A 23801-nucleotide genomic window follows, 5' to 3' on the forward strand; every position below is an offset into this window, starting at 1 on the left:
CTATTAGATTAATCGTTTCAATAAAATAACTACTCGATGTACTTCCCCTGATTTATTTTTTACTTCTATTTCTACCTTTTTTTGATCATGCTTTAAATGCTTCTTCCAGAAGTTTAGTTCCTTCCCACCATATCCATCTATTTTAAGTAATTCATCTCCTTCTCTAATACCTTTTTCATACGCTTCACTAGATTGTACCACATGACTTACTAATATTTTGCCTTCTACCTTTTCTATACCTATTCCGCTAGTAGGAAATTCAAATGGAGTATTAAACTTTTCATTAGGTTTGAAATAAAATAATTTCTTTTCATAATCTAGTACCATGTCGAATCTATTAATAATTTGTGCTCCTAAGATTCCAGTATAATTGGAAGAGCCTGATACTCCTTCTTTGCCTTCTGAAATATCAATTGGTAAATCAGTAAATTCGAAATCGTTGAATCTTAATTTTTCTATAGTTCCTTTCGTATAAGTTGTAGATTTATTCAGCCCTCTTGCCTTGCCTTTAATTGTTTTTCCTGATCTATTTCTAAGATCATTTTTTACAGCATATGGTGTATTAAACAATACATTCATATTTGCACCACTATCAAATAGAAAATTTCCAGTTAGCGTATTACCATCATTTAAAGTAAAGGTTAAATCAATTTGAGGAATAGGTGTTCCATCAAATTTCATTGGAATCTTAGTGTATAAATCCAATCCTGAAATCAAATCACCTTCATTATATAATGTGATCATTTTTTTCTGAAAATCAAAGCTTGTTCGATACTTCCTTAAAACATCATACCCTATGATACCTTGAATTTTTCTACCAGATCGTTGAGAAAGCTTTTGTAAATCTACAAGAACTAAATTCGAGTTATCAAATACGACTGCTCCTATCTTGACAGTTTGATTTGTAGCGATATTATAGGTTTGCGATCCATTTGCACCTTGTGCATTTTGCGAATAATTAGATTTTATATTCAATCTTTCGGCCACTGCACTGTCCAAAACTCCAATCGATGCTCCAGTATCGAACACAAAATCTAAATATTCTTCTTGATCATTTACCCGTACCTTTATAAAAACGAGGCCGTCTTCTTCAAAAGGTATAGTGGTTACTTGTGCTTTTATGTTAAAAAACACAAGTATGAATAATACTAATAAAATCCTGTTCATTTTTTGATTGTTTTGATCGATGATTATGATTATCCTCCTATTCTAATTTCTATACTATTACCATCATCTCGGCGCGGCATTCTATCTTGCATTTCTTTCATTTTTTTACGCATGATTTCTTCAAATCTGGTCTCAGTTACTTCTTTACCCTTTGTTGGCTCCTCAATTTCTATTTTTTTACTTGGATTTAAAACAATTTTATTACATAAAACTCGCAAATCTCCGTCATTAACCTCCATAATGAGTCCTGGTAAACCCCAATAGTTTGCTGGACCATTGTTTACGGGTATTTCTGGCGTATACCATACTACTACTTCAATCTCTTCCGTTTCTGGTTCGGATTTTTCTTCTTCTCCATTAACTCGTATATCCCTAATAATTTCCTGAGTTCTGGTCATGGTCGCTTTATAACAATTATAGTTTCCTATTTTTTTAGTTTCATTAGATAGTTTCCAATTATAATGGGTTAAAGTATCTTTTACTAAAAACATTTTGCCTAACATATCTCGTTGTGCAACAAACTTCTCTTCCTTTGTATTTTTGAAAAGAATATCTGAGGCTCCAGATCCTGCGATCATTATTTGCATTCCTGAAGCGGGTTGTGGAGCTCCTAAACTTTCTTCTTCCTTATAGACTGATGTTTCTTTATTGAATCGTAGTGTATATTCTTTTTGAAATTGCTTACGCATCATTTCATGAATCTGTTTCTGCATTTCAGAATTCACCTGTGTACTATCTAATTGTATCTCTAATTTCCTATCTGTGCTATAGGTTGCTATCCCTTGAAAATCTTGTGCCGAAATTTTTGCTATAGCGAATAATGTTATTAGTATTATTAATCTTATCATTTTTGTTTATTTTAAAAGGGTTTCTAGTTTACGTTTTAGTTCTGTAGCTTCTCCCATTTTCATTCCACCATTTTCATCTCTTATATAAGGTATTCCACCTTCTATATTTTTTACTACGCCGTTTTTATCAAGTATAATATTATTAGGGAACGATTTCATTTCTAATGCGTCTGTATATTCTCTAGCGTCTATAACATGTCTGAAATCAAACTTATATTTCTTTAGAAATTTTTCTACTTTTTCTTTGGATTCATAGGTTATAGCAACAAAATTTACACGTTCTCCAAAATGTTCTTTTAACTTATTTAATTCTGGCATTTCGTCAATACATGGAGGACAATTAGTAAACCAAAAATTAAGCAACGTTGGTTTTCCTTCTAAATCGCTAATATTTATTTGATCCCCTTGTAATGTTATTAAAGAAGACGCTAACATTTTTTTTCCTTTATATGAATTAAGCTTTGTTTTTAAATTTAAAGTACCATTCAGATTTACATGAAAACCAAAATCATGGATTATCGAATCCTTTCTAAAATCTGTGTCTTTTATCTCTATCTCAACTACAGCTTTTTTATTGATCTTTTGGATTTTATCTTTCATTTTACTTTCTGCTTCTTTTAACTCTGCCTCATCTAACAAAATTCCATCATGACCCCTATAATACGTTGATTGTGCGCGGTTAATAAAAGAAGTCAAAAGAAGAAAAAGAGTAACTACTGTTAAGATCCGTGTTTTCATGTTAATTTTAGTTTATATGATTTGTACACTACAAATATGGAAGCCAAATGCTAACCAAACCGTTAACCAGTGTTAACGAGTGTTAACTGGTTCTTTTTATATCAGTTAAGAATCCTATTTTTGAACTATGCAAAAAAATAGTTACAGAAGTATATTGTATTTTATTGCCTTTGTAATTCTAGTTACTCTGAGCATTCAGGTATATTGGAATCTAAAGAATTACGAAGCAAGTAAACAACAACTAATTAATGAAGTACAGATAAGTTTAGACAATGCCGTTGATCAATATTATACCGAATTAGCAGAAAAAAATACGATTGGTTTTTCTTCAGACTCCTCTAATATTGGTAGTTTTCTAAAGAAAAGTAGTTTTTCAAACCTTTTAAAAAAAATAGATTCGGGAACGGTTGATTTTAAAAGTTATACATTTTCTGAAGGCTTAGATCATAGTGATATAAAAATATATAGAGGTCTTTCTGTAGATAGTATCGATCGAATGGATCAGCATCCAAACTTTTGTATAGATTCATCTAAAATCATCGAATTTCCAGACGGATTAGAAGAAATAGAGAATGGTGATTCTAGAAAAAAAGCTTTTGAGCAACTTACATCGAAAATCATAATTTCGATTAATGAAGATTCGCTACAACTAGAAGTTTTAGACACTATAATAAACAATCAATTAAAGAGGAAACAGTTAACCATTAGTTATGGAATTACGTTTCAAGATCAAACCGGAACATCGTTCTTATTTAATGAAAATGTTATCAATCAATCTGATTTAAAAACTAAGACAAAATCTTACTATTTACCTAGAGGAAGTTCTTTAGAACTATCTTTTATGAATACTACACGTACAATTCTAAAGAAAAACTTATTCGGTATTGCTTTATCATTTTTATTAGTTAGTGCTGTAATAGGATGTCTTTTATATCTTTTGAATATTATTAATCGTCAAAAACAATTAGCTGAATTAAAAAATGATCTCATCAGTAATATTACTCACGAATTTAAAACTCCGATTGCTACAATTAGCGTAGCCTTAGAAGGTATACAAAATTTTAATCGTGAAAATGATCCTGAAAAAACTAAAAAATATATTGACATGTCTTCTAATCAATTGGGCAAGTTAAATACCATGGTAGAGAAAATATTAGAGACCGCTACACTGGATAGTGAAGAACTAGAGTTAAATCTCGAAGAAGTAAACTTAGTCGATTTAACCCAAACAATAACTAATAGACATCAAACAAATACTACAGAAAAAAACATTAGTTTTCATCATACTCATGAAAATATTTGGAAAAAGGTGGATGCATTTCATTTCGAAAATGCTATTAATAATATCATTGATAATGCCATTAAATATGGAGGTAATAACATTGATATATATTTAAAAAATACACATCCTAATATTACACTAGAAATTAAGGATAACGGAACATCTTTAATTAGATCACAAAAAGATAAAATATTCGAAAAATTTTATAGAGTTCCGAAAGGAAATACGCACGATGTAAAAGGATTTGGTATAGGATTATTTTACACCAAAACTATTATTGAAAAACATGAAGGAACAATAGAATTACTTCTAGATCAAGATCAAACTAATTTTAAAATCACACTACCCAATGGATGAAATTATCGAAATAGTACTAGCAGAAGATGAGCCATCTTTGGGGCAAATTATAAAAGAAAGTTTAGAAACCAGAAACTTTAAAGTGCATCTTGCCCAAAACGGCGAAGAAGCCTATAAAATATACAAATCCATAACCCCAAAGTTATTAGTGTTAGATGTTATGATGCCCAAAAAGGACGGATTTACTTTAGCAAAAGAAATCAGATCAGAGAATGAAACTATTCCAATAATATTTCTTACCGCAAAATCGCAAACACAAGATGTCGTAGAAGGGTTTACTATCGGAGGAAATGATTATCTAAAAAAGCCATTTAGCATGGAAGAGCTTATCGTTAGAATCAATAATTTACTCCATAGGACTAAAACACAACAAAGTTCAGAATCATTAGAGATAGGAAAATATACCTTTGATTTTCCTAAACAACTTCTTACTTACGATAATCAATCACATCAACTCACGCATAGAGAAGCTCATTTATTATTTCACCTCATTAAAAACAAAAATCAAGTATTAGATCGTTCTATGATTTTAAAAAAACTTTGGGGTGATGATGATTTTTTTAATGGCCGCAGCATGGATGTGTTTATTACCAAACTAAGAAAAAAATTAAAACAAGATGATTCTATACAGATTATCAATGTAAGGGGCTTTGGTTACAAATTAGTTTGTTAAAAACGGCCTTATTTTTGTACTTTGCTATTTCATGAAACAAATTATTCTGTTTTTAATCTTATTAGGGTTTATTCATAAGGGGTATACCCAGAGAAACGTAATAGCACAAGACACTATAGCATTAAAGGCTGATCAGTTTTTAGGAATTGATTCTTTTGGTGCAATTTATTATGCTAAAGACAATATTTTTTATAAAAAATGGAATAATCAAGAATGGCAATTTGGTGATTTTATTCTTGGTCAACTTACTCAAGCATCGGTATTAAATCCTTTAAAAATCTTATTGTTCTATGAATCCTCGAACACTATTGTGTTAGTTGACAAATATTTATCGGAAATAACCCGAGTGAATTTTAATACAATTACTGAGTTTAAAAGTGTTTCTCTTGTTTCTCCAGCAAATGATAATAGCAGTTGGCTTTTTGACAACAACACTCAACAATTAGAGGTATTTAACACCAATTCTGAAAAAACATTAGTCGCTACACAACCCATTAATGAACTCCCTACATTATTACGCAGTAACTTCAATTATTGCTGGATACTTACTTCCGAGAACCTTTCTCAATTCAACATTTATGGAAGTTTGTTAAACCGAAATGAGAACGAGGGATATAATGATATCAGAATTATAAATAATGATTTGATAGTTCTAAAAGATGATGGTTTATATTATCGTTACACAAAGACCGGAGAAATTGAAAAAATAAATCTTCCTGAAATTCATATAAAACAGTTTTATGTTACTAATGAAATCCTTTATATTTACGACCAAAGTAAGATTTACAGTTTTGACCTAACACTCCAAAAAAAATAATCACTTATGCATGTAGCTATTGCAGGAAATATTGGTGCCGGAAAAACAACACTAACCAAATTATTAGCCAAACATTATCGATGGGAACCTCAATTCGAAGATGTATTAGAAAACCCTTATCTAGAGGATTTCTATAATAAAATGGAGCGCTGGTCTTTTAATTTACAGATTTATTTTCTTAATAGTCGTTTTAGGCAGATCCTAGAAATACGCGAAAGTGGTAAAGATATTATTCAGGACAGAACCATTTATGAGGATGCATATATTTTTGCTCCTAACCTACACGCTATGGGACTTATGACGAATCGTGATTTTGAAAATTACAAATCACTTTTTGATCTTATGGAAAGTGTTGTCGAAGGTCCTGACTTACTAATCTATTTGCGCAGTAGTATTCCTAATCTGGTTGCACAAATCCATAAACGCGGACGTGAATATGAGAACACCATTAGCATCGACTATCTTAGTCGATTAAATGAACGATATGAAGCCTGGGCACACGGATACGACAAAGGTAATTTACTTATTGTAGATGTTGACCATCTTAATTTTGTCGATAACCCCGAGGATCTTGGTAGTATAATTAATCGTATTGATGCAGAATTAAACGGATTATTTTAAAAATAATAAAGGCCTTTCATACTGAAAGGCCTTCTTTTTCAACTTACATTAATAAGTTTTCTACTCTAACGTCTTCTTAAGATGTTTGTTCACCACCTTCAGTTTCTGCCTCCTTGTTATCTTCTTTTACCGCTTTATCAAGAGTACTTTCTACTTCTTCTCCAGCTTCTTTTACTGCTTTTTCCGCTTCTTTTTCGATCTCTTCAGCTTCTTTTAAAGCTTCTTCTGCAGTATTTTCAACTTCTTTTTGTACTTCGCTGGTTTCTTCGGTAGTACTTTCTGTTTCCTTATTAGTTTCTCTACAAGAAACAAACATTACATTTAAAGTAAATAAAAACGCTAAGGCCAAAATTACTTTTTTCATAATTAAAAAATTTTAGTTGTTATTATATCGGTATAACGGTATTCTAATCCCACTATTTCTATTACCTTGGTAATGTTTTCACAAAAAATCTTAATTTTTTTAACAGAATGAATTTCAGCGATTTATTTCAATTTCTTTCAGAATTACAACAAAATAATAACAAAGAATGGATGGATACTAACAGAAAATGGTATCAACAAATTCGAAATTCTTTTATAGATTGGTTAGATCATCTGGAGGTAGAACTTGCCAAAATTGATCCAGAATATTATCCGACTTCAGGAAGAAAAGGAATCAATAGAATTAATAACAACTTACTTTTTCATCCTAACAAACCTGTATACAAAGATCATTTCGGTGCAGGATTAGATCAATTATCTAAACAGGGAGACTTCTATATCGAAATAGGCCTTTCTCAATGTGTCTTAGCTGGAGGATATTGGCGACCAGAAAGTAAAACACTGCAAAGTATTAGAGAAGCTATTGATTATAATGGAGAAGAATTAAAAAAAATTCTTGCTAAAAAAAGTTTCCGAAATACCTTTGGTAATTTATATGATGACGGCAATTCTCTTAAAAAAGCACCTAAAGGGTACTCTATGGATCACGAACATATAGATTTATTGCAAAAAAGAACTTTTGCAGTAGCTTATGAATTACAAAAGGAAGATGTACTACACTCTGATTTCACGCAAATAGTGATTCAGGTATATCGAGAAATGCTTCCATTTAGAAGGTATCTAAGAGAAGCAATATCTGTTTAGAGTTTTGCAATCTTCTCGGTTAAATAAGCAACAATCATATCCGTTGCTCCGGTATTGCTATTGATAAAGTGTCCAGCGATCATTCCAGTTTTTTCTCTAAATTTCCGATCATCAACTAATTTATTCATAATAGCACTAAATTCTTCAGAAGTAGATATAGAATATAAACCTGCTAACTTTTGCAATTGTTTAGCTTCTCTAAATTTTTCAAAATGCTGACCGATAATAATTGGAATCCCAAAAGTTGCTGGCTCTAATATATTATGTAATCCAGAGGTACCCATTGCTCCTCCTACATATGCGATATCGCCATAACTATATACTCGCGATAAATAACCAATTGTATTCATAATAAAAACCTGATGGTTTTGTAAACTCTTTCCTTCTTTTTCTGAAAAAATAATAGTCTTTTTGATTATTTTTTTCTGTAAAGACTGCACTCCACTATTTTTTATTTCATGCGGGGCAATAATAAAACATAAATTTTCACTAGCCTGATTTACAAAATCTGTAAATACTTCTTCATCTTCTGACCAAGAGCTACCTATAACTATACAAAGTCTATCTCCTATAAATTCTGAGATAAAATCTACTTTATTATCCATTTCTATTTGATGAGATACCCGATCAAATCTAGTATCACCACTCACAGTAACGTTGTTGAAATCGACTTGACTTAATAATTGCTTAGAAATTGTATCCTGTACAAAGAAATGATCTACCGTTTTTAAAGCATTACGCATAAAACCTCCATACCACTTAAAGAATGCTTGATCTTGTCTAAATGCTGCAGAAATTATGGTAATTGGAGTATTGTTCTTTTTTAACTCTCGTAAGTAATTAGGCCAAAACTCATACTTTACAAAAATTGCAAGCTTAGGATTCACCAATTCTACAAATCTTTTAGCATTTTTCTTTGTATCTATTGGAAGATAAACAATACTATCAGCGAGGGTGCTATTTTTTTTTATCTCATATCCTGAAGGGGAGAAAAACGTCACCAATAACATATAGCTAGGATATTTCTTTTTTATCATCTCCATCACAGGAACACCTTGCTCGTATTCTCCAAGCGAAGCACAATGAAACCAAACTATTTGATCTTCTTTTTTTAGTTGTTCCTTTAAAATTTCGAAAACTGTTTTCCTTCCTTTTACGAACAAAGTAAGTTTAGGACTTAAGAGTCCTATTATAGGAAGCATACTATTGAAAACTGAAATAAGGAAATTATAGAAAAAATTCAAAAGTCTTGATTTAATACATCGCTAAAATACGGCTCTTTCCTGTAAAAATTGATAAACATACGGTGCAAAACCTGAAATTTTCAAATTATCAAAAACACATAATAATTATCATTTTACTAAAAATATATTTAAAATTTTACGTTTTTAACAAATTTTGTTTATTAAAATTCTTAAATTAACACCAACTATCACGCAAACTCAAATCTTATGAAATTAAAACTTACTCTAATTGCTTTACTATCCTGTGCAATACTTTTTTCTCAGAATTTTTTAGAGGTACAACTGCCTACACCTGATAAACTCAATCCATTTTTTGTTGGTCCGCTTTTTAAATCAACCATTCATTATGGAGCGACCCCTGCAAATTATAACGGAAAAGTGATTGTTTTTAATCACGGATATATTGATCTAAATCAAAGTCAATTTTTATTTGATAATTCTTTTTATCAAAAAACATATAATGAAGGATATCAGGCTGTTTTCGTTGCTACAACAAGAGGTGGTGGCATATGGGTCAATGGAGAACTACTTGCAGAGTCCATTGACATTGTTACAAACAAATACAATGTCGCAGATGTATATATCATAGCCCATAGTAATGGAGGGAAAGCCGCAGAAGCTGCTATGATTCAATATGGAAAAAAAGATAAGATACAACAAGTTTTTGCTTTGGGAACTCCATATTGGGGAACTTATCTAGCCGACATTTCTCAAATGCCTTGGTTAAACTGGGCTTGGCGATTGACTGGTTTAAATGAAGGTGCTAGAACCTCTACCACTTATTATTGTCGAGATGTAGTTCGCCCATATTTAGATAACAATGAAAATAACGAGCCAGAAAAATTTGTTGTTTTAGGAGCTTCCGGATATTTCAATGGATCAAATCTTCTTGCCAGAGCCGCTTTTACGGTTACCGGTGGAATTTTACTTCCTATCCAAGGTGCAAATGATGGTGTTGCACCTTATAGAAGTACGCTAAGGCCTGGAGCAACATATGTCTTTAAAAAAAATGATTATCGCGCATTCTTTGATCATATAGATGTAAGTTTTGGACAATTTAGTTGGCCTTATGTAAAATCATACATACAAAATCGTTCTCAAAAAAGTAATCCATCTTTTGAAAACATAAATCCAGAGAATTACATCACCACTAGTAACTATTACATCATACATTCTGAAAATGAATACGACGAAATAATTTTTGACAAAAACTCTAGATTTGCAGTAGCCGAAATTATACACGAAAATCCTAAAGCTACGTTTCAAGGCATTAACAAAAAACAAACAGATCAGTTAAAAATTAATACCCAAGGCAATCATAGATCTGTAATCTCTCTTACTTCTAATAATATCAAGTTACAAAGTAATTCTCGTTTTGCTGCCTTTGTAAAACAAAATAATGGAATCACGATGTCATTAGAAAATCAAATAAGAAATAAATATCCTTTATTAAAAGTTGATATTTCTTCAACACAAAAAAACAATTCTTTACTTACAAACATAGAAACACGCGGTGTAATTATTAGAACTTCTAATATTGATGGAACACAAGTACAAAGTGATCCGGAAGTAATTACTTTTGATAAAATCAACGATAGTTTTTATTTCGATACCAAAAATCTGGAAGAAGGTGTATACAGCTTGTTTCTAAATTCAGAAAGTACAGGTAATTTTAAAAGAAGTATTATCTCTGGTTTTGTAGTAGGAGATATTAATAAGGCTTTGACTTTTAATACGGAAGTAAATAAGCCTTTAGATAAAAACGAAAAATCAATAAAATTATCACCAAATTCGGTAAAAAATTATGCTTTACTATCACTACAAGGATATTCTATATCCGATAAAATATCTTTAGCAGTATACGATATAACTGGCAAAAAAATGAAGAGTTTTGAAGTGAAAGTAACCCAAAATTCAGAATATAATATTTCAGAAAAATTAGAGCAATTATCCTCTGGGATATACCTTTTACAAGTAAATCACGAAAAAACAATAAAATTCGTTAAGGAATAGTTTTATAAATATCTAGAAGAAAGGCTGTTGCTAAAATGACACTATTTTGATTTTATCCGTTAATAAAAAACAGATCAAAACTAAGTATCACATTGGCAATGGCATCATTATTTTGTACTTTCGTCCGGTTACAAAACACATCCTATGAAGAAGATTCAAATGGTTGACTTAAAGGGTCAATACGAACAAATAAAAGAACGTGTAGACTCCTCTATTCTAGACGTTATTTCATCTGCTGCATTTATTAATGGCCCTGAAGTACATAGTTTTCAGAAAGAATTAGAGGAATATCTTGATGTAAAGCATGTGATTCCGTGTGCGAATGGAACAGACGCTTTACAAATAGCAATGATGGGATTAAATTTGAAACCAGGAGACGAAGTAATTACTGCAGATTTTACTTTTGCTGCGACAGTAGAAGTAATCGCATTATTACAGTTAAATCCGGTACTTGTGGATGTAGAAAAAGATTCTTTTAATATTGATCCCGATGCTATACGTAAGGCAATTACTCCTAATACAAAAGCGATCGTACCTGTTCATTTATTTGGCCAGGCTGCCAATATGGATGAAATTATGAAAATAGCAAAAGAACATGATCTATATGTAATAGAAGATAATGCTCAAGGAATTGGTGGTAGTTATAAATTTAATGATGGTAAAGTTGCTAAAACGGGAACTATTGGTCATGTATCTTCTACTTCATTTTTTCCTTCTAAAAACTTAGGATGCTATGGTGATGGTGGAGCTATTTTTACGAATGATGATGATCTAGCACATACCATTCGTGGTATTGTAAATCACGGAATGTATAAAAGATACCATCACGATGTGGTTGGTGTAAATTCTCGTTTAGACTCTATTCAGGCTACAGTACTTAGAGCAAAATTACCTAATCTGGATACTTATAATAATGCTAGAAGAACAGCGGCCAGAAAATATAATAAAGCTTTTGAAGGAATTGAGAATATTATCACCCCAAAAGTGAAAGGAAATAGTTGTGACACTAATGAGAATATAATTTGTGACACTTGCGATTGTCACGTATTTCATCAATATACATTGCGTGTTGTCAATACAGATAGAGACGCGTTAGTACAACACCTTAATGATCAAGGAATTCCTTGTGGTGTATATTATCCAATACCCTTACATAAACAAAAGGCTTATCAAGATGATCGCTATGATGAAGCAAATTTCACAATTACTAATCAGCTTATAAAAGAAGTGATTTCATTACCAATGCATACTGAATTAGATAATGAGCAAATTGATTTTATTACAAAAAACGTTATCGATTTTGTAACGAAATAGACAAAAAAGCTAGTAAAATTAGGTTAGAAAATAATTTTAATCTCTTTTACATATATATAAATAACCCCGTAGTTAATAACTAAATACAACCAATAAATACCCACAATGGATTCACTTTGCATCTGTTATAACCTAGTTGACCATAATAATTTACCTGGAATCCCTCCATTACCAGAAGCGTATATTGTACCTGTTACAAATGACCGATTAGGATATGTAGAAAAACAGGCTACTCCAGCAACATTAAAAAGTTTTGAGATACCATATTTAGAAACAGCTCATGAACAATTGCTAGAAATATGTTCCAGTTTAAAAACAGCTGTTTTAGAACAACAGTTTAGACCCGCTAAAAAAAGAAAAACATTCGGTTTAGCTGACATTCTAAAAGATCCTAAAATTAAAGATGTTGTTATTAATTATGTAAACAATAAACTTTCTGACTTTTATGAGTTAGTTATAAAAAACGAATACTCTGTAATACATAATGCGCAGAGAAAAGATCCGTTTGAAGTACATAGATTATCGATTGGAAAAAGTATCCTCAACCCTATTCTAGAATTTACAAAAACTGATGAAGGAATTGATTATGCCTTTTCGTTAAAGGATGAAGAAAAGGTAATAATCCCTCAAAACCATAGTATTCAAATTTTATTAAATGAACCGTCTTGGATTGTTGTAGATAAATCCATACACCACATTAACAATCTGAATGCCAACAAACTAAAACCTTTCTTTAGCAAAGAAAAGATTACCATTGCTAAGAAACACATTAAAACATATCTAGATAAAGTAATTATTCCTGTTATCAAAAATGTAGATGTAATTGCTAATGGCTTCGAAATTGTAATTCATAAAAACATAGCATCCTACAAACTAGAAATTATCCAAGATTTTATAAAGGAAAATTATGTTGCTAAGGTAATTTTTAATTACGGAGAAGCTAGTTTTGATTACAATAGCAATAAAAAAACATCTTCTGATGTACATTTTGGAGATAACGAAGAAATCCAGATCACCCAAATAAAAAGAGATCCAAAGGCTGAAAAAGAAATAATAGATTTACTAGAGTCTAAAGATTTAAAGGTAAATGCAAACCTTTTATTAGAAACTACAACTTCTGATGATCCTTTAGCAATTTTTAACTGGGTACAGAATCACCATAAAGATCTTGAAAAAGAAGGTGTCGAAATCATCCTACCGGATTTAGATAATAAATCTGTAAATCTTGATTCACACGAAATCGAGATAAAAAATAAAAAAAAAATGACTGGTTCGATGTCAAAGGAATAGTACAAATTGGTACAAAAGAAATTCCTTTTTCGAAATTTATTAAATACATAAAAGATAATAATCGCTTCTTTCCAATGGATGATGAAACCATTTTCATTATTCCATTGGAATGGATGACTCGTTATAAAAAATTAGCAAATTTCGGAAAAGTAAAAGAAGATAGTATCCTTGTTAACAAAGGAAATTACACACTACTTAAAGAAATCGTTGACCCAGAAGAACTAGAAATAAAGGATACAATTGATTTAAAATATCAATCATCTTCTAAACTAAAAGCTACATTAAGACCATATCAAGAAGAAGGCGTAAAGTGGTTAGTAAAACACCAAGGAAATCATCTGGGAGCTTGTCTTGCTGATGATATGGGACTTGGAAAAACATTACAAACTATTGCAACTCTTGTTTTTTCAAAAGAACAACTAAAAACAGAACAATCAACTCCAAAAACCGTTCGACTAGATCTATTTAGCGATCCCCTGGAAATAAAAACGTATTTAAAAGCTCTAATTGTTTTACCCTCTTCTCTTATTTTTAATTGGGCGCAGGAAATACTAAAATTTGCTCCGCACCTTACTATTACAAAGTACATCGGGAGTGATCGAAAAAAAATAGCTCCTTATTTAGAAACCTATGACATCATACTGACCACCTATACCACTTTAGCTAAGGATATTTCTATTTTACAAAAAACAACATTCACCTATTTAATAACAGACGAAAGTCAGCAGATTAAGAATAAAGAATCTAAAATATTTAAAGCTATTAATGATATTAATACAACTCATAAAATTTCGCTAAGCGGAACTCCTATAGAAAATTCATTATCTGATCTTTGGTCCCAAATGGAGTTTATCAATCCAGGAATGTTGGGAAGTTTTCCGTTTTTTAAAGATCATTTTAAAATTCCGATTGAGAAATATCAGAACGAAGAACGCATTAAAGAACTAAAAACACTCATAGAACCTTTTATATTAAGAAGAACCAAAGAACAAGTTGCAAAAGATCTTCCTGAGTTATCTGAGCAAATTATCTACACAGAAATGCTTAATGAACAAGAAAAAGCATACGAATCTCAAAAATCAGCTGCAAGAAATCTATTACTAGGTATTGATCCTATTGCCACTAATAAAATACATGTTTTAAACACCTTAACTAAATTAAGACAACTAGCCAACCACCCTAAACTATTAGATTCCACAACAGAAGATTCTTCGTGTAAATTCAAGGATGTTACTTCTTATCTAGAGACCTTAGCTAAATCCCATAAAAAAGCCCTAGTATTCAGCTCTTTTGTATCTCATTTAGAGATCTATCAAACTTGGTGCAAAGCACAAAACATATCCTTTGTTAGTCTTACTGGTCAAACAAAAAACGCTGATAGAGAAAAAATAGTTAATGAGTTTCAGAAAAATGATTCCATCTCTTTATTCTTTATTTCACTAAAAGCTGGTGGAGTTGGTCTTAATCTAACCAAAGCTTCTTATGTTGTTTTATTAGACCCTTGGTGGAACCCATTTATAGAAAAACAAGCTATTGCTCGGGCCCATCGTATTGGACAAAACAACAATGTTATGGTTACTCGTTTCATCACTAAAAATACGATAGAAGAAAAGATTCTTCAATTACAAGAAAGAAAACAGCATCTTTCTGATGAAATCATAGATATCGATACTATACCTGACTATATAGAAAATGATCTAGTAGAATTATTAAGGTAACATTTTACACACACTTAACTTTTTGTAATATCTATACAGGTTAAGTGTCCTTAAGAAAAAGTAAACAAATGAAACGATTTTTTTTAGTTCTCTTAATTATTATAAATCTTTACTCATGTTCATCTCAGGAATCTATAATTCTAGAGAAAAAGAAAATTGATTGGCAACTTTATCCTAAAGTATTTACAGATTCTTCTAAAACTAAATTTAAAGATAGATTTCGTTATTCCGAAAATGTAGACATGTTCGAAATCACTTATCTAAGTGATGGGCTAAAAATTCAGTCTTTCGCTTCAGTTCCCAAAGGAGACAAGAAATATCCAGTTATTATCTACAACAGAGGAGGGAATAGAGATTTTGGTAATTTAAATGTATTGTGGGCATCCATTAGGTTTTCAAAACTAGCAAGTGAAGGTTATATTGTAATTGGTTGTAATTATAGAGGATCTGGTAAAAGTGAAGGAATGGAAGAATTTGGAGGAAATGATATAAATGATGTCTTAAATTTATCTAAAGTAATTAAAGAGCTACCAAAGGCAGATACAACACGTATTGGGATGTATGGTTGGAGTCGAGGCGGAATGATGACATATATTGCTCTTACCAAAATGAACAATATAAAAGCGGCTGTTACCGGAGGCGCAAAGTCTGATCTGAGAACAATCGATAGACCTAATATGGAAAAGGGTGTTTATGCTGAGTTAATTCCCAATTATCATCAAAACAAACAAGCTGAACTAGAAAAAAGATCAGCAATAGTATGGGCAGATAAATTCTCTACTAAAGTTCCTATTTTATTATTACATGGTAATGCAGATTGGAGAGTAAAATCAACCAATTCCTTAAAACTAGCTTTAGAATTTGAAAAATATCGAATACCCTATAGATTAAAAATCTATGAAGGAGCAGATCATGGTATCAGTCAGTTTAAAGAAGAAAGAGATCAAGATATAATCGATTGGTTTAATAAATATTTAAAAGGCAACGCAGCATTACCTGATATGAAATTTCATGGTAAATAGCCATTATTACCAGCCTATATTTCTAAAAGAAATCATAATCTATTAATCAATTAGATTAATTTATTTTAAATTGTTCATCTGATAATATACACAAACAATTTCACTCAATTTATTAGCTTATGAAATTCTTTTACACTTTACTTTTTGTTTTAATAAGTATTACAATTACTGCACAAGACACATATCTGCATTGCGGAAAATTAATTGATAGTAAAACTGGAAAAATTCTTCCTGAAAGAACCATTGTGGTTTCTGGAAACAAAATAAGCAAGGTAGAAATCGGTTATACAGAGGGAGATAGCAATGATATAATTGTTGATCTCAAAGACAAAACAGTTATGCCGGGACTTATCGATATGCATGTTCATATGGAGAGTGAATCCAATCCGAAGGCATATTTAGAACGTTACACTCATAATGATGCAGATGTTGCCTACAACTCTGTAGGATTTGCCGAAGCTACTTTGTTGGCAGGATTTACTACTGTAAGAGATCTTGGAGGAAGCGGTGTAAACATCTCTTTAAAAAAAGCAATTGCTCAGGAAAAAATAATAGGTCCACGAATTTTTACGGCCGGAAAAATTATTTCTAGTACTGGAGGACATGGAGATCCCACTAATGGAAGTAAAAAATCTATTATAGGAGATCCAGGACCTAAAGATGGTGTTGTAAACGGCGTAGAAGATGCTAAAAAAGCTGTAAGACAACGTTACAAAAACGGAGCAGATCTTATTAAAATAACTGCCACAGGAGGTGTATTAAGTGTTGCTAAAAGTGGTTCTAACCCTCAATTCAAACTAGAAGAAATAAAAGCAATTTGCGAAGCCGCTAAAGACTATGGATTTCATGTTGCAGCTCACGCACATGGTGATGAGGGTATGCAACGTGCTTTAAATGGTGGAGTAACGACCATAGAACATGGGACTCTAATGAGTACTAAAACAATGGATCTAATGAAAAAAAAGAAAGCTTACTTAGTACCTACGATTACCGCTGGTAAAGAAGTAACCGAAAAAGCAACAATTGATGGGTATTATCCAGCCATTATTGTTCCCAAAGCATTAGAAATAGGTCCAAAAATTCAAAATACATTTAAAAAAGCTTATAAACGAGGAGTACGAATTGCATTTGGTACCGACGCAGGAGTTTTTAAACACGGCCAAAATGGAAAAGAATTTGGATATATGGTTGAAGCCGGAATGCCAGCTATAACAGCTATACAATGTGCAACTATCGTTAATGCAAAAGTATTAAACATGAGTAAAGAATTAGGGCAAATAGCTCCAGATTTTATAGCGGATATAGTTGCAGTAGACAAAGATCCTAGAGATGACATCAAAACTATGGAAAATGTAGTTTTCGTTATGAAGAATGGTAAAATCTATAAGCAATAGTTCTTTACAACTATAAATTATTAAAAAAGATATATCTCAAATAAAAGTGAAAAAAATATCACAATACATTATTCTAGGAATTATTGTCTTATTTGGGGTATTCTATTTATATACAAAATTTTCGGCAGCAGAAAAAGGAGATTTAGCTCCAGATTTTGAAACGACTCTTATTGATGGCACTCCTTTTAAATTATCAAATCTACAAGGAAAATATGTACTGTTGGATTTTTGGGGTTCTTGGTGCGGTCCCTGTCTTAAAGAAAGTCCTGAACTGGTCGCAATCTATAAAAAACATGATAACCAACTTACTATAGTTACGGTTGCTCTTGAAAAGAATCTAAAGTCTTGGAAAAAAGTGGCTGATAAATTTGGGTATACATGGAAGAACCAAATTGTAAATCAAAATCGTTTTGTTTTATTATCTGATATTGCAAGAAAATATGGTGTTTCAGAAATTCCAGCTAAATTTTTGATCTCCCCAAAAGGGGAGCTTATGGGAACTTATACATTTGAACAAATTGATTATTTATTATCAAACTCCATTAACAATTAATACAACTATTTTTAACCTCTTATCTATTAATATAAAAATATCCCGCTCTATCTTTTGCTCCAGTTATGTTCAATACATAATAATAGGTCCCCTCAGGCAGTTCTGATTTTTGAGAAATTGTGACTCTACCTTCAGAAATACCAGCAAAGTTTTGATTTTCATGATATGCTTTCTTCTGAAAAACTAATACTCCCCATCGATTATATATAAATAATTCGTTATCCGGAAAATTTGATAATCCCTGAATCTTAAAGGTATCATTCATTCCATCTCCATTAGGTGATACAGCAGTAAAAATTTCTAAATCTCCATCTAATAATCTATTTGATGATCCAAAAGTTAATACTTCATAATCATCCGGGATAATTGCTTTAGAAGAAATTTCACCTTTGTTTACATCACCAAACACTGAGGTATTTCCTAAATTAACCCACTTACGAAGTTCTTTACTCCAACCTACCACTCTTAAATCGTTAAGATCTCCAACTAATGTAGGTATATTACTATTACTATCCCATGTTAGAGTAACTCTAGTTTCATTACTACCATCTAAATCCCAAAATTCGAAAATACTTACACCAAATAATAAATCTTCATACATCTCAGTATCAAAGCTATCAACAAAAAAATTTGGCGTATTAGGGTTTTCAAAAAAGTACGCAGCTCTGGAGCCATTACTAGCAGCTTCATTCTCAATTTTTATAGGTCTTAACCTAAAATCATCACCTACAGGAAAAGAAAAATCTAAGTTTCCATTTAAAGTAGCATACCCATCGACATACCTATCATCATGTTCTCCTAAATATGGAGCATCATTTATGTAGTCTAATGAAACACTTTTCTCATCTCTATCAGTTATTACTCTACCATTTACAAATTCTTGAAAGTTAGTAACCCCTACGCCGATTTCTAAAACCAAATCATCTTTAACATCGATTTCTAAATCATGAAATACTGGTTCGTTATTTCCAGAAACTGTTAAACTATTATCGTTATAAAAACCTGTCTTTCCTGCGTTATTGTCAAACTCTCCATTATTGATAACATTTATATGAAAACCTATCTGAGCGGTTGAATGAATTTGAACATTACCGAAATTATGAAAAGCCTCTTGAGTAAATCCAGAAAAGCCAATTAAAGTGATTATTATAATTCTTAAATACGACATTTACTTTGGGTTTTTGTATTCGTTACCGTAAATATAATTTGAGAAGTCCCATAAAAACCTTGGAGCCAGATAGGATGACATTTTATACCCGCGAATGGAAAAACACCTCTGTTAAGTCGTTATATGTTCGTTAAAACGGAATAAGTATCGTTCAATGGAAGTTATTAACCGATGAATAGAACTGTGAAGTAAAAAGTATTATTTTAAATTAGCAGAATAGAACTTTTAATAGATAAAAAAGCTCTATTCATTCAGTATTAAATTATTATTGTATGCAATGTAACATTATCAAACTCGCAGTCATTTTTTTTTCGTTTATTAAACTAATATCGGCTCAAGAATCAAATCTTGTTGTTTTCGAAAACCTGATTGATAAAGAATGGAAAGCTATTGGTACTTGGGGAGATGGAACGGCATTTAAACAAGAAACGATATTTAAATTTGACCTTAACCGTACAATTGTCATAGCAAAATCAAAAGGGTTTATAGATAAAAAACAAACTAAATATGGTTCGCGAAATCATGGGATACGAAAATTTGATCAGGAAACCAATACCATTAAATTTTGGGAGTTCGATATCTTCGGAGGTGTTACTGAAGGAATTGTTATAGTTGATGGAAAAAATATTTTATACCAGTATCAATATGGGAGTTCATTGGTAACTGATATGTGGGAATATATAGATAATAACACTTATAATTTTAAAGTCGGAAATTATGTAGACGGGCGCTGGAAACAAATATATCTAGAGACTCAATTTAGAACCGAAAAAATCAAAAAAAAGTAACTAAAAACAATTTTTAAATTAAGTATTATCAATAAAAAACCTCGAAAACTATTTAAATTTTCGAGGCTTCCTTATAATTCTTTTATATTAAATAGATGCAGAAATAGTTTCCATAGATCTATCTACTTTTTTCACTAATCCCGATAGTACTTTTCCTGGACCAACCTCTGTAAATGATGTTGCTCCATCTTTCATCATATTCTGCACACTTTGTGTCCATTTTACAGGAGCAGTTAACTGAGCAATTAAATTCTTTTTGATTTCCTCAGGATCAGTCACTGCAGTTGTAGTCACATTTTGATATATAGGGCAGTTTGGTGTATTGAAAGTTGTTTCTTCTATTGCTGCTGCTAACTCTTCTCTAGCAGGTTCCATTAACGGTGAATGAAAAGCACCTCCAACCGGTAATACCAAAGCTCTACGAGCACCTTTTTCTTTCATAAGCTCACAAGCTTTTTCTATAGCTTCTACTTCTCCAGAAATAACTAACTGACCAGGGCAATTATAATTTGCAGCCACTACAATACCATCAATTTCTTCACATCCATTTTCTACTACCTCATCATCTAATCCTAAAACGGCAGCCATTGTAGAAGGTTTTAATTCACAAGCGCTTTGCATCGCTAATGCTCTCTTAGAAACTAATCTAAGTGCATCTTCAAAATTTAATGTTCCGTTAGCCACTAAAGCAGAAAACTCACCAAGAGAATGACCTGCTACCATATCTGGTTTAAAACTATCTCCTAATACTTCACTTAAAATTACCGAATGTAAAAATATCGCCGGCTGAGTAACTTTTGTTTCCTTTAACTCATCAGCAGTACCTTCAAACATGATTTTAGTTATTTCAAAACCTAAAATATCATTGGCTTTATGAAAAAGTTCTTTTGCAATTTCTGAATTCTCATATAAGTCCAGTCCCATTCCTGAAAATTGAGCCCCTTGACCTGGAAAAACATATGCGTTCATGTACTGTGTCTTTTAAAATTTTAACAAAAGTAAGTATAAATACCAAGAGTAATTAACTTAAAAAATGTTTTTAAATAGCCTATTTGATTTTAAAACTTCTAAAGAAATCTACTTTCCTGGTTTTAGAAATGGATAACTTTTTTCCATCGTCCATTACGACAAACCCTCCATCAGACTTACTAATACGAGTGATGTGATCTTTATTGATTAAACTAGAGTTGTGTATCCTTAAAAAACCAAAACTCTCCAGCAGATACTCATAATATTTTAAATTCTGCGAAGCCAAAATATGTTTATTATTATTTAGTGTCAATTGAGTATAACTTCCATCTGCTAAACAATATAAAATCGAACTTATGGAAACAATTTCATAGCCATCAAAGGTGGGAATAGATATTTTATTAAACTTATCTTTTTCTAACTTAAGTTGCTCTATCAGTTCTTTTGCATTATTAGCAAAATATCTTCTCTCCAAGCCTTCTAAAAGTCTATTGATAGCTTTTTTAAAGTCATCAATATCGATAGGTTTTAAAAGATAATCTAGTGCCATATACTTAAAAGCTTCTAGCGCATGATTATGTGCAGACATGAAAATTATCTCAAAATCAATTCTTGTAAACTTTTCTAAAAACTCGAAAATACTTCTAGTACCAATCTGAATATCTAAAAATGCTACATCAATTGTATATGATTTCAATAGAGTCTGGGCCTCTTCGAACGTTTGTGCAGTACCTATAATTTCAATTTGCGGATAGAATGTTACTAGTAAAGATTGTAAATTTTCTATACCGTTCAATTCATCATCTACTATAATGGCATTAATTATTTTTGTCATACATATTCTTTAATGGCAGAATTAATATACTTCTAGTTCCTTTTACCTCATTATTTTTATCAAAGAGATCTTCAAAATAATATCTAGCATCCTTATACCCTGATTTTACCAGTATGTCTATTCGTTGTTTTGTATTAATCGAAGTAATTCCGATAAAACCTTTTGGCTTAGACATTTTTATTTTTTGAGCTTCTTTTCTTCCAATTCCATTATCTTGTACAATAATTTTTAAGTTACTATTAAATGGTTCTATTGTTAAAGAAACATGGCCTCCATCTGGTTTATTACTAATACCATGAATTATGGAATTTTCTATGATAGGTTGTAAAATCATTGCAGGAATATAGGGGTTCTGTTCTTCGATATTGCAATCTACCTTTAATGTAAAATCCAGTTTATTTCTGAATCTTATTTTTTCTAAATCTACATACACTCTAATAAGGTCTAATTCCTTTTGTAACCTGATAAACGAATCATTCGAATTATCAAGAATTAACCTAATTGATTGAGAGAACTTACTTAGGTAGTTATATGCACTAAACTTATCTGACTTTAATATCGAGTTTTGCACTCCATTTATCGTATTAAAAATAAAATGAGGGTTCATTTGAGATCTCAAAGCAAATAATTTCATCATAGAAATCTGCTTCTGCTTTTCTACCAAATACACTCTATTGCGATATACATATACTACAATCATTCCTATAATTGCTATTAAAACAATACTTACTATCCAAATGATTCTTTCTATATCCGATTCGAATTCTTTTTTATCTTCTGCTTTCTCTTTTGATAAAGAAGCATAAGCAACATCTTTTTGTTCAATTACTTTAGAAGATTCTATTTTTGAAATTTGTTCAGAAAAATTCTCATCTAATAATTTAGATTCGAGTGAATTAAACTTTTCATAATACAAAAGTGCTTCCTTATAGTTTTCCGTTTTTTTATGATATCTACATAAGTCTTTATAGGCATCAATAATCGCTGTCTTTATTTCGTACTCTTCTGCAATTGACAAAGCTTTATTAAGATTATATTCTGCTTTCTTATAAGCTCCTATATCAAGATACACATTGCCTAAAGTACGATAGGTTTGTCCTACTCTACTATCAAACAATTTATCTGGCTTAATTGCTAAAGATTTTTTGGCATAGACAAGACTAGAATCATACGCTTTTACTTTATAATAGTTAAATGCTAGATTGTTATAACACGTCCGTCTTTGATTATAATACGTCAGATTATCGTCTAGAATTTCACTTAATATCTTCTTATACAATACAATTGCATTTTCAAAATTTTCTAATTGAGTTTCTATTACTGCTAAATTTATATAACTAGTAATTTCTCTATCTTTTTCACCCAATAATATTGCAACTTCTAATGCTTCAGAGAATATATCTATTGATCTATCATTTTTATTTAGCTTAGAGTATAAAATTCCCAGCCTATTTAATGATTTATGCTTTTCTACAGAAGGTTTTTCATCTTTAAAAAAGTAATATGCTTCCATTAGATTGCTCAATGATTCTTTATAATCACTTTTTCTTTGAAATAATAACCCAATGTCTGATTGAATATCTGCAATTAAAAAATAATCTTTCTCATCATTTGCAATACGTTTAGCTCTATTAAAATAATTATACGCTAAATCCGCATCTTCCGAATACATATAAATGACACCTAATCGTTTTAGACTACGAGCATATAGACCATAATCCTTATGTTCTAAGGATAATCTCTTAGAAACTTCTGCATATTGTAAGGAAGTATCCATATCTACATCCTTGTAATACAAACTAAGATGATAAGATGCTCTAGCCTGTTCAACATCTTCACAAATGGTATAAATAGTTAACAAA

The 23801-nt window shown here is 31.0% G+C and carries 22 protein-coding genes; 13 read left to right on the forward strand and 9 right to left on the reverse strand.

Going from position 1 to position 23801, the window contains the following annotated elements:
- Positions 1 to 3: 3 nt before the first annotated feature.
- The 3 genes from J8L88_RS09570 to J8L88_RS09580 are packed head-to-tail and all read right to left on the reverse strand — an operon-like array spanning position 4 to position 2753.
- Positions 4 to 1167, reverse strand: coding sequence for an aspartyl protease family protein (locus tag J8L88_RS09570; protein WP_211060625.1), 1164 nt, complete (start codon positions 1165 to 1167; stop codon positions 4 to 6).
- Positions 1168 to 1196: 29 nt separating this feature from the next.
- A complete protein-coding gene (locus J8L88_RS09575) occupies positions 1197 to 2015 on the reverse strand; it encodes a GLPGLI family protein (RefSeq protein WP_118389068.1) in 819 nt (272 codons plus the stop codon).
- A gap of 6 nt (positions 2016 to 2021) precedes the next feature.
- On the reverse strand, positions 2022 to 2753 hold the full coding sequence (locus J8L88_RS09580) for a TlpA disulfide reductase family protein (RefSeq protein WP_211060626.1): 732 nt from the start codon (positions 2751 to 2753) through the stop codon (positions 2022 to 2024).
- Positions 2754 to 2880: 127 nt separating this feature from the next.
- Between J8L88_RS09580 and J8L88_RS09585 the strand changes: the two genes are divergently transcribed.
- Genes J8L88_RS09585 through J8L88_RS09600 form a run of 4 tightly spaced genes read left to right on the forward strand, consistent with a single transcriptional unit; the run spans position 2881 to position 6503 of the window.
- Positions 2881 to 4392 (forward strand): sensor histidine kinase KdpD, encoded by a 1512-nt coding sequence (locus J8L88_RS09585; protein WP_118389066.1) that lies wholly within the window; start codon positions 2881 to 2883, stop codon positions 4390 to 4392.
- Entirely contained in the window at positions 4385 to 5065 is a 681-nt protein-coding gene (locus tag J8L88_RS09590; RefSeq protein ID WP_118389065.1) for a response regulator transcription factor, read from the forward strand. Before J8L88_RS09585 ends, J8L88_RS09590 begins: the two co-directional genes overlap by 8 nt.
- 31 nt (positions 5066 to 5096) lie before the next feature.
- On the forward strand, positions 5097 to 5882 hold the full coding sequence (locus J8L88_RS09595; protein ID WP_211060627.1) for a hypothetical protein: 786 nt from the start codon (positions 5097 to 5099) through the stop codon (positions 5880 to 5882).
- A 6-nt stretch (positions 5883 to 5888) separates the two neighbouring features.
- Positions 5889 to 6503: a deoxynucleoside kinase gene (locus J8L88_RS09600; RefSeq protein ID WP_027393042.1), complete on the forward strand. Its 615-nt coding sequence runs from the start codon at positions 5889 to 5891 to the stop codon at positions 6501 to 6503.
- A gap of 76 nt (positions 6504 to 6579) precedes the next feature.
- Here the strand turns inward: J8L88_RS09600 and J8L88_RS09605 are convergent, their stop codons facing one another.
- Complete coding sequence (locus tag J8L88_RS09605) at positions 6580 to 6867, reverse strand: hypothetical protein (protein WP_118389063.1); 288 nt, start codon at positions 6865 to 6867, stop codon at positions 6580 to 6582.
- Positions 6868 to 6974: 107 nt separating this feature from the next.
- On the opposite strand from J8L88_RS09605, the gene J8L88_RS09610 reads away from it, so the two are divergent.
- A complete protein-coding gene (locus tag J8L88_RS09610) occupies positions 6975 to 7631 on the forward strand; it encodes a DUF2461 domain-containing protein (protein WP_118389062.1) in 657 nt (218 codons plus the stop codon).
- Here J8L88_RS09610 and J8L88_RS09615 read toward each other — a convergent pair.
- Positions 7628 to 8833: a 3-deoxy-D-manno-octulosonic acid transferase gene (locus tag J8L88_RS09615; protein ID WP_211060628.1), complete on the reverse strand. Its 1206-nt coding sequence runs from the start codon at positions 8831 to 8833 to the stop codon at positions 7628 to 7630. The two genes, J8L88_RS09610 and J8L88_RS09615, sit on opposite strands and share 4 nt — an antisense overlap.
- Before the next feature lie 249 nt (positions 8834 to 9082).
- Between J8L88_RS09615 and J8L88_RS09620 the strand changes: the two genes are divergently transcribed.
- The 7 genes from J8L88_RS09620 (at position 9083) to J8L88_RS09650 (ending at position 18179) form a co-directional block, all read left to right on the forward strand.
- On the forward strand, positions 9083 to 10888 hold the full coding sequence (locus J8L88_RS09620; protein ID WP_211060629.1) for a T9SS type A sorting domain-containing protein: 1806 nt from the start codon (positions 9083 to 9085) through the stop codon (positions 10886 to 10888).
- A gap of 144 nt (positions 10889 to 11032) precedes the next feature.
- Positions 11033 to 12202: a DegT/DnrJ/EryC1/StrS aminotransferase family protein gene (locus tag J8L88_RS09625; RefSeq protein WP_211060630.1), complete on the forward strand. Its 1170-nt coding sequence runs from the start codon at positions 11033 to 11035 to the stop codon at positions 12200 to 12202.
- 105 nt (positions 12203 to 12307) lie between these two features.
- Entirely contained in the window at positions 12308 to 13492 is a 1185-nt protein-coding gene (locus tag J8L88_RS09630; RefSeq protein ID WP_118389059.1) for an SNF2 helicase associated domain-containing protein, read from the forward strand.
- Positions 13493 to 13566: 74 nt separating this feature from the next.
- The gene (locus tag J8L88_RS09635) at positions 13567 to 15210 is read left to right on the forward strand and encodes a DEAD/DEAH box helicase (RefSeq protein ID WP_211060631.1); all 1644 of its coding nucleotides are present in this window, start codon (positions 13567 to 13569) and stop codon (positions 15208 to 15210) included.
- Positions 15211 to 15278: 68 nt separating this feature from the next.
- A complete protein-coding gene (locus J8L88_RS09640) occupies positions 15279 to 16232 on the forward strand; it encodes a S9 family peptidase (protein WP_211060632.1) in 954 nt (317 codons plus the stop codon).
- Positions 16233 to 16351: 119 nt separating this feature from the next.
- A complete protein-coding gene (locus tag J8L88_RS09645) occupies positions 16352 to 17626 on the forward strand; it encodes an amidohydrolase family protein (RefSeq protein WP_211060633.1) in 1275 nt (424 codons plus the stop codon).
- Positions 17627 to 17672: 46 nt separating this feature from the next.
- Positions 17673 to 18179, forward strand: coding sequence for a TlpA disulfide reductase family protein (locus J8L88_RS09650; protein ID WP_158594411.1), 507 nt, complete (start codon positions 17673 to 17675; stop codon positions 18177 to 18179).
- Between the two features lie 19 nt (positions 18180 to 18198).
- Here J8L88_RS09650 and J8L88_RS09655 read toward each other — a convergent pair whose 3' ends face one another.
- Entirely contained in the window at positions 18199 to 19347 is a 1149-nt protein-coding gene (locus J8L88_RS09655) for a gliding motility-associated C-terminal domain-containing protein (protein ID WP_211060634.1), read from the reverse strand.
- A gap of 272 nt (positions 19348 to 19619) precedes the next feature.
- On the opposite strand from J8L88_RS09655, the gene J8L88_RS09660 reads away from it, so the two are divergent.
- Positions 19620 to 20135 carry a hypothetical protein gene (locus J8L88_RS09660; protein ID WP_211060635.1) on the forward strand — a complete coding sequence of 172 codons (516 nt, stop codon included), beginning with the start codon at positions 19620 to 19622 and terminating at the stop codon, positions 20133 to 20135.
- Between the two features lie 87 nt (positions 20136 to 20222).
- Here the strand turns inward: J8L88_RS09660 and fabD are convergent, their stop codons facing one another.
- From fabD to J8L88_RS09675, 3 genes are all read right to left on the reverse strand, one after another.
- Complete coding sequence (gene fabD, locus J8L88_RS09665) at positions 20223 to 21104, reverse strand: ACP S-malonyltransferase (protein WP_211060636.1); 882 nt, start codon at positions 21102 to 21104, stop codon at positions 20223 to 20225.
- Between the two features lie 79 nt (positions 21105 to 21183).
- Entirely contained in the window at positions 21184 to 21939 is a 756-nt protein-coding gene (locus J8L88_RS09670) for a LytTR family DNA-binding domain-containing protein (RefSeq protein ID WP_027393032.1), read from the reverse strand.
- Complete coding sequence (locus J8L88_RS09675) at positions 21923 to 23800, reverse strand: tetratricopeptide repeat protein (protein WP_211060637.1); 1878 nt, start codon at positions 23798 to 23800, stop codon at positions 21923 to 21925. Before J8L88_RS09675 ends, J8L88_RS09670 begins: the two co-directional genes overlap by 17 nt.
- Between the last annotated feature and the right edge of the window lies 1 nt (position 23801).

It is taken from the genome of Aquimarina sp. MMG015 (assembly GCF_018100855.1).
Classification (GTDB): Bacteria; Bacteroidota; Bacteroidia; order Flavobacteriales; family Flavobacteriaceae; genus Aquimarina; species Aquimarina latercula.

Excerpts from the sequence above, each read along its gene's own strand:
- J8L88_RS09575 (WP_118389068.1), bottom strand. The coding sequence starts at position 2,015 with ATGATAAGATTAATAATACTAATAACATTATTCGCTATAGCAAAAATT.
- J8L88_RS09640 (WP_211060632.1), top strand. The coding sequence starts at position 15,279 with ATGAAACGATTTTTTTTAGTTCTCTTAATTATTATAAATCTTTACTCA.
- J8L88_RS09580 (WP_211060626.1), bottom strand. The coding sequence starts at position 2,753 with ATGAAAACACGGATCTTAACAGTAGTTACTCTTTTTCTTCTTTTGACT.
- J8L88_RS09595 (WP_211060627.1), top strand. The coding sequence starts at position 5,097 with ATGAAACAAATTATTCTGTTTTTAATCTTATTAGGGTTTATTCATAAG.
- J8L88_RS09605 (WP_118389063.1), bottom strand. The coding sequence starts at position 6,867 with ATGAAAAAAGTAATTTTGGCCTTAGCGTTTTTATTTACTTTAAATGTA.
- J8L88_RS09590 (WP_118389065.1), top strand. The coding sequence starts at position 4,385 with ATGGATGAAATTATCGAAATAGTACTAGCAGAAGATGAGCCATCTTTG.
- J8L88_RS09645 (WP_211060633.1), top strand. The coding sequence starts at position 16,352 with ATGAAATTCTTTTACACTTTACTTTTTGTTTTAATAAGTATTACAATT.
- fabD (WP_211060636.1), bottom strand. The coding sequence starts at position 21,104 with ATGAACGCATATGTTTTTCCAGGTCAAGGGGCTCAATTTTCAGGAATG.
- J8L88_RS09620 (WP_211060629.1), top strand. The coding sequence starts at position 9,083 with ATGAAATTAAAACTTACTCTAATTGCTTTACTATCCTGTGCAATACTT.
- J8L88_RS09570 (WP_211060625.1), bottom strand. The coding sequence starts at position 1,167 with ATGAACAGGATTTTATTAGTATTATTCATACTTGTGTTTTTTAACATA.
- J8L88_RS09600 (WP_027393042.1), top strand. The coding sequence starts at position 5,889 with ATGCATGTAGCTATTGCAGGAAATATTGGTGCCGGAAAAACAACACTA.
- J8L88_RS09635 (WP_211060631.1), top strand. The coding sequence starts at position 13,567 with ATGGATGATGAAACCATTTTCATTATTCCATTGGAATGGATGACTCGT.
- J8L88_RS09670 (WP_027393032.1), bottom strand. The coding sequence starts at position 21,939 with ATGACAAAAATAATTAATGCCATTATAGTAGATGATGAATTGAACGGT.
- J8L88_RS09660 (WP_211060635.1), top strand. The coding sequence starts at position 19,620 with ATGCAATGTAACATTATCAAACTCGCAGTCATTTTTTTTTCGTTTATT.
- J8L88_RS09630 (WP_118389059.1), top strand. The coding sequence starts at position 12,308 with ATGGATTCACTTTGCATCTGTTATAACCTAGTTGACCATAATAATTTA.
- J8L88_RS09655 (WP_211060634.1), bottom strand. The coding sequence starts at position 19,347 with ATGTCGTATTTAAGAATTATAATAATCACTTTAATTGGCTTTTCTGGA.
- J8L88_RS09610 (WP_118389062.1), top strand. The coding sequence starts at position 6,975 with ATGAATTTCAGCGATTTATTTCAATTTCTTTCAGAATTACAACAAAAT.
- J8L88_RS09625 (WP_211060630.1), top strand. The coding sequence starts at position 11,033 with ATGAAGAAGATTCAAATGGTTGACTTAAAGGGTCAATACGAACAAATA.
- J8L88_RS09585 (WP_118389066.1), top strand. The coding sequence starts at position 2,881 with ATGCAAAAAAATAGTTACAGAAGTATATTGTATTTTATTGCCTTTGTA.
- J8L88_RS09615 (WP_211060628.1), bottom strand. The coding sequence starts at position 8,833 with ATGCTTCCTATAATAGGACTCTTAAGTCCTAAACTTACTTTGTTCGTA.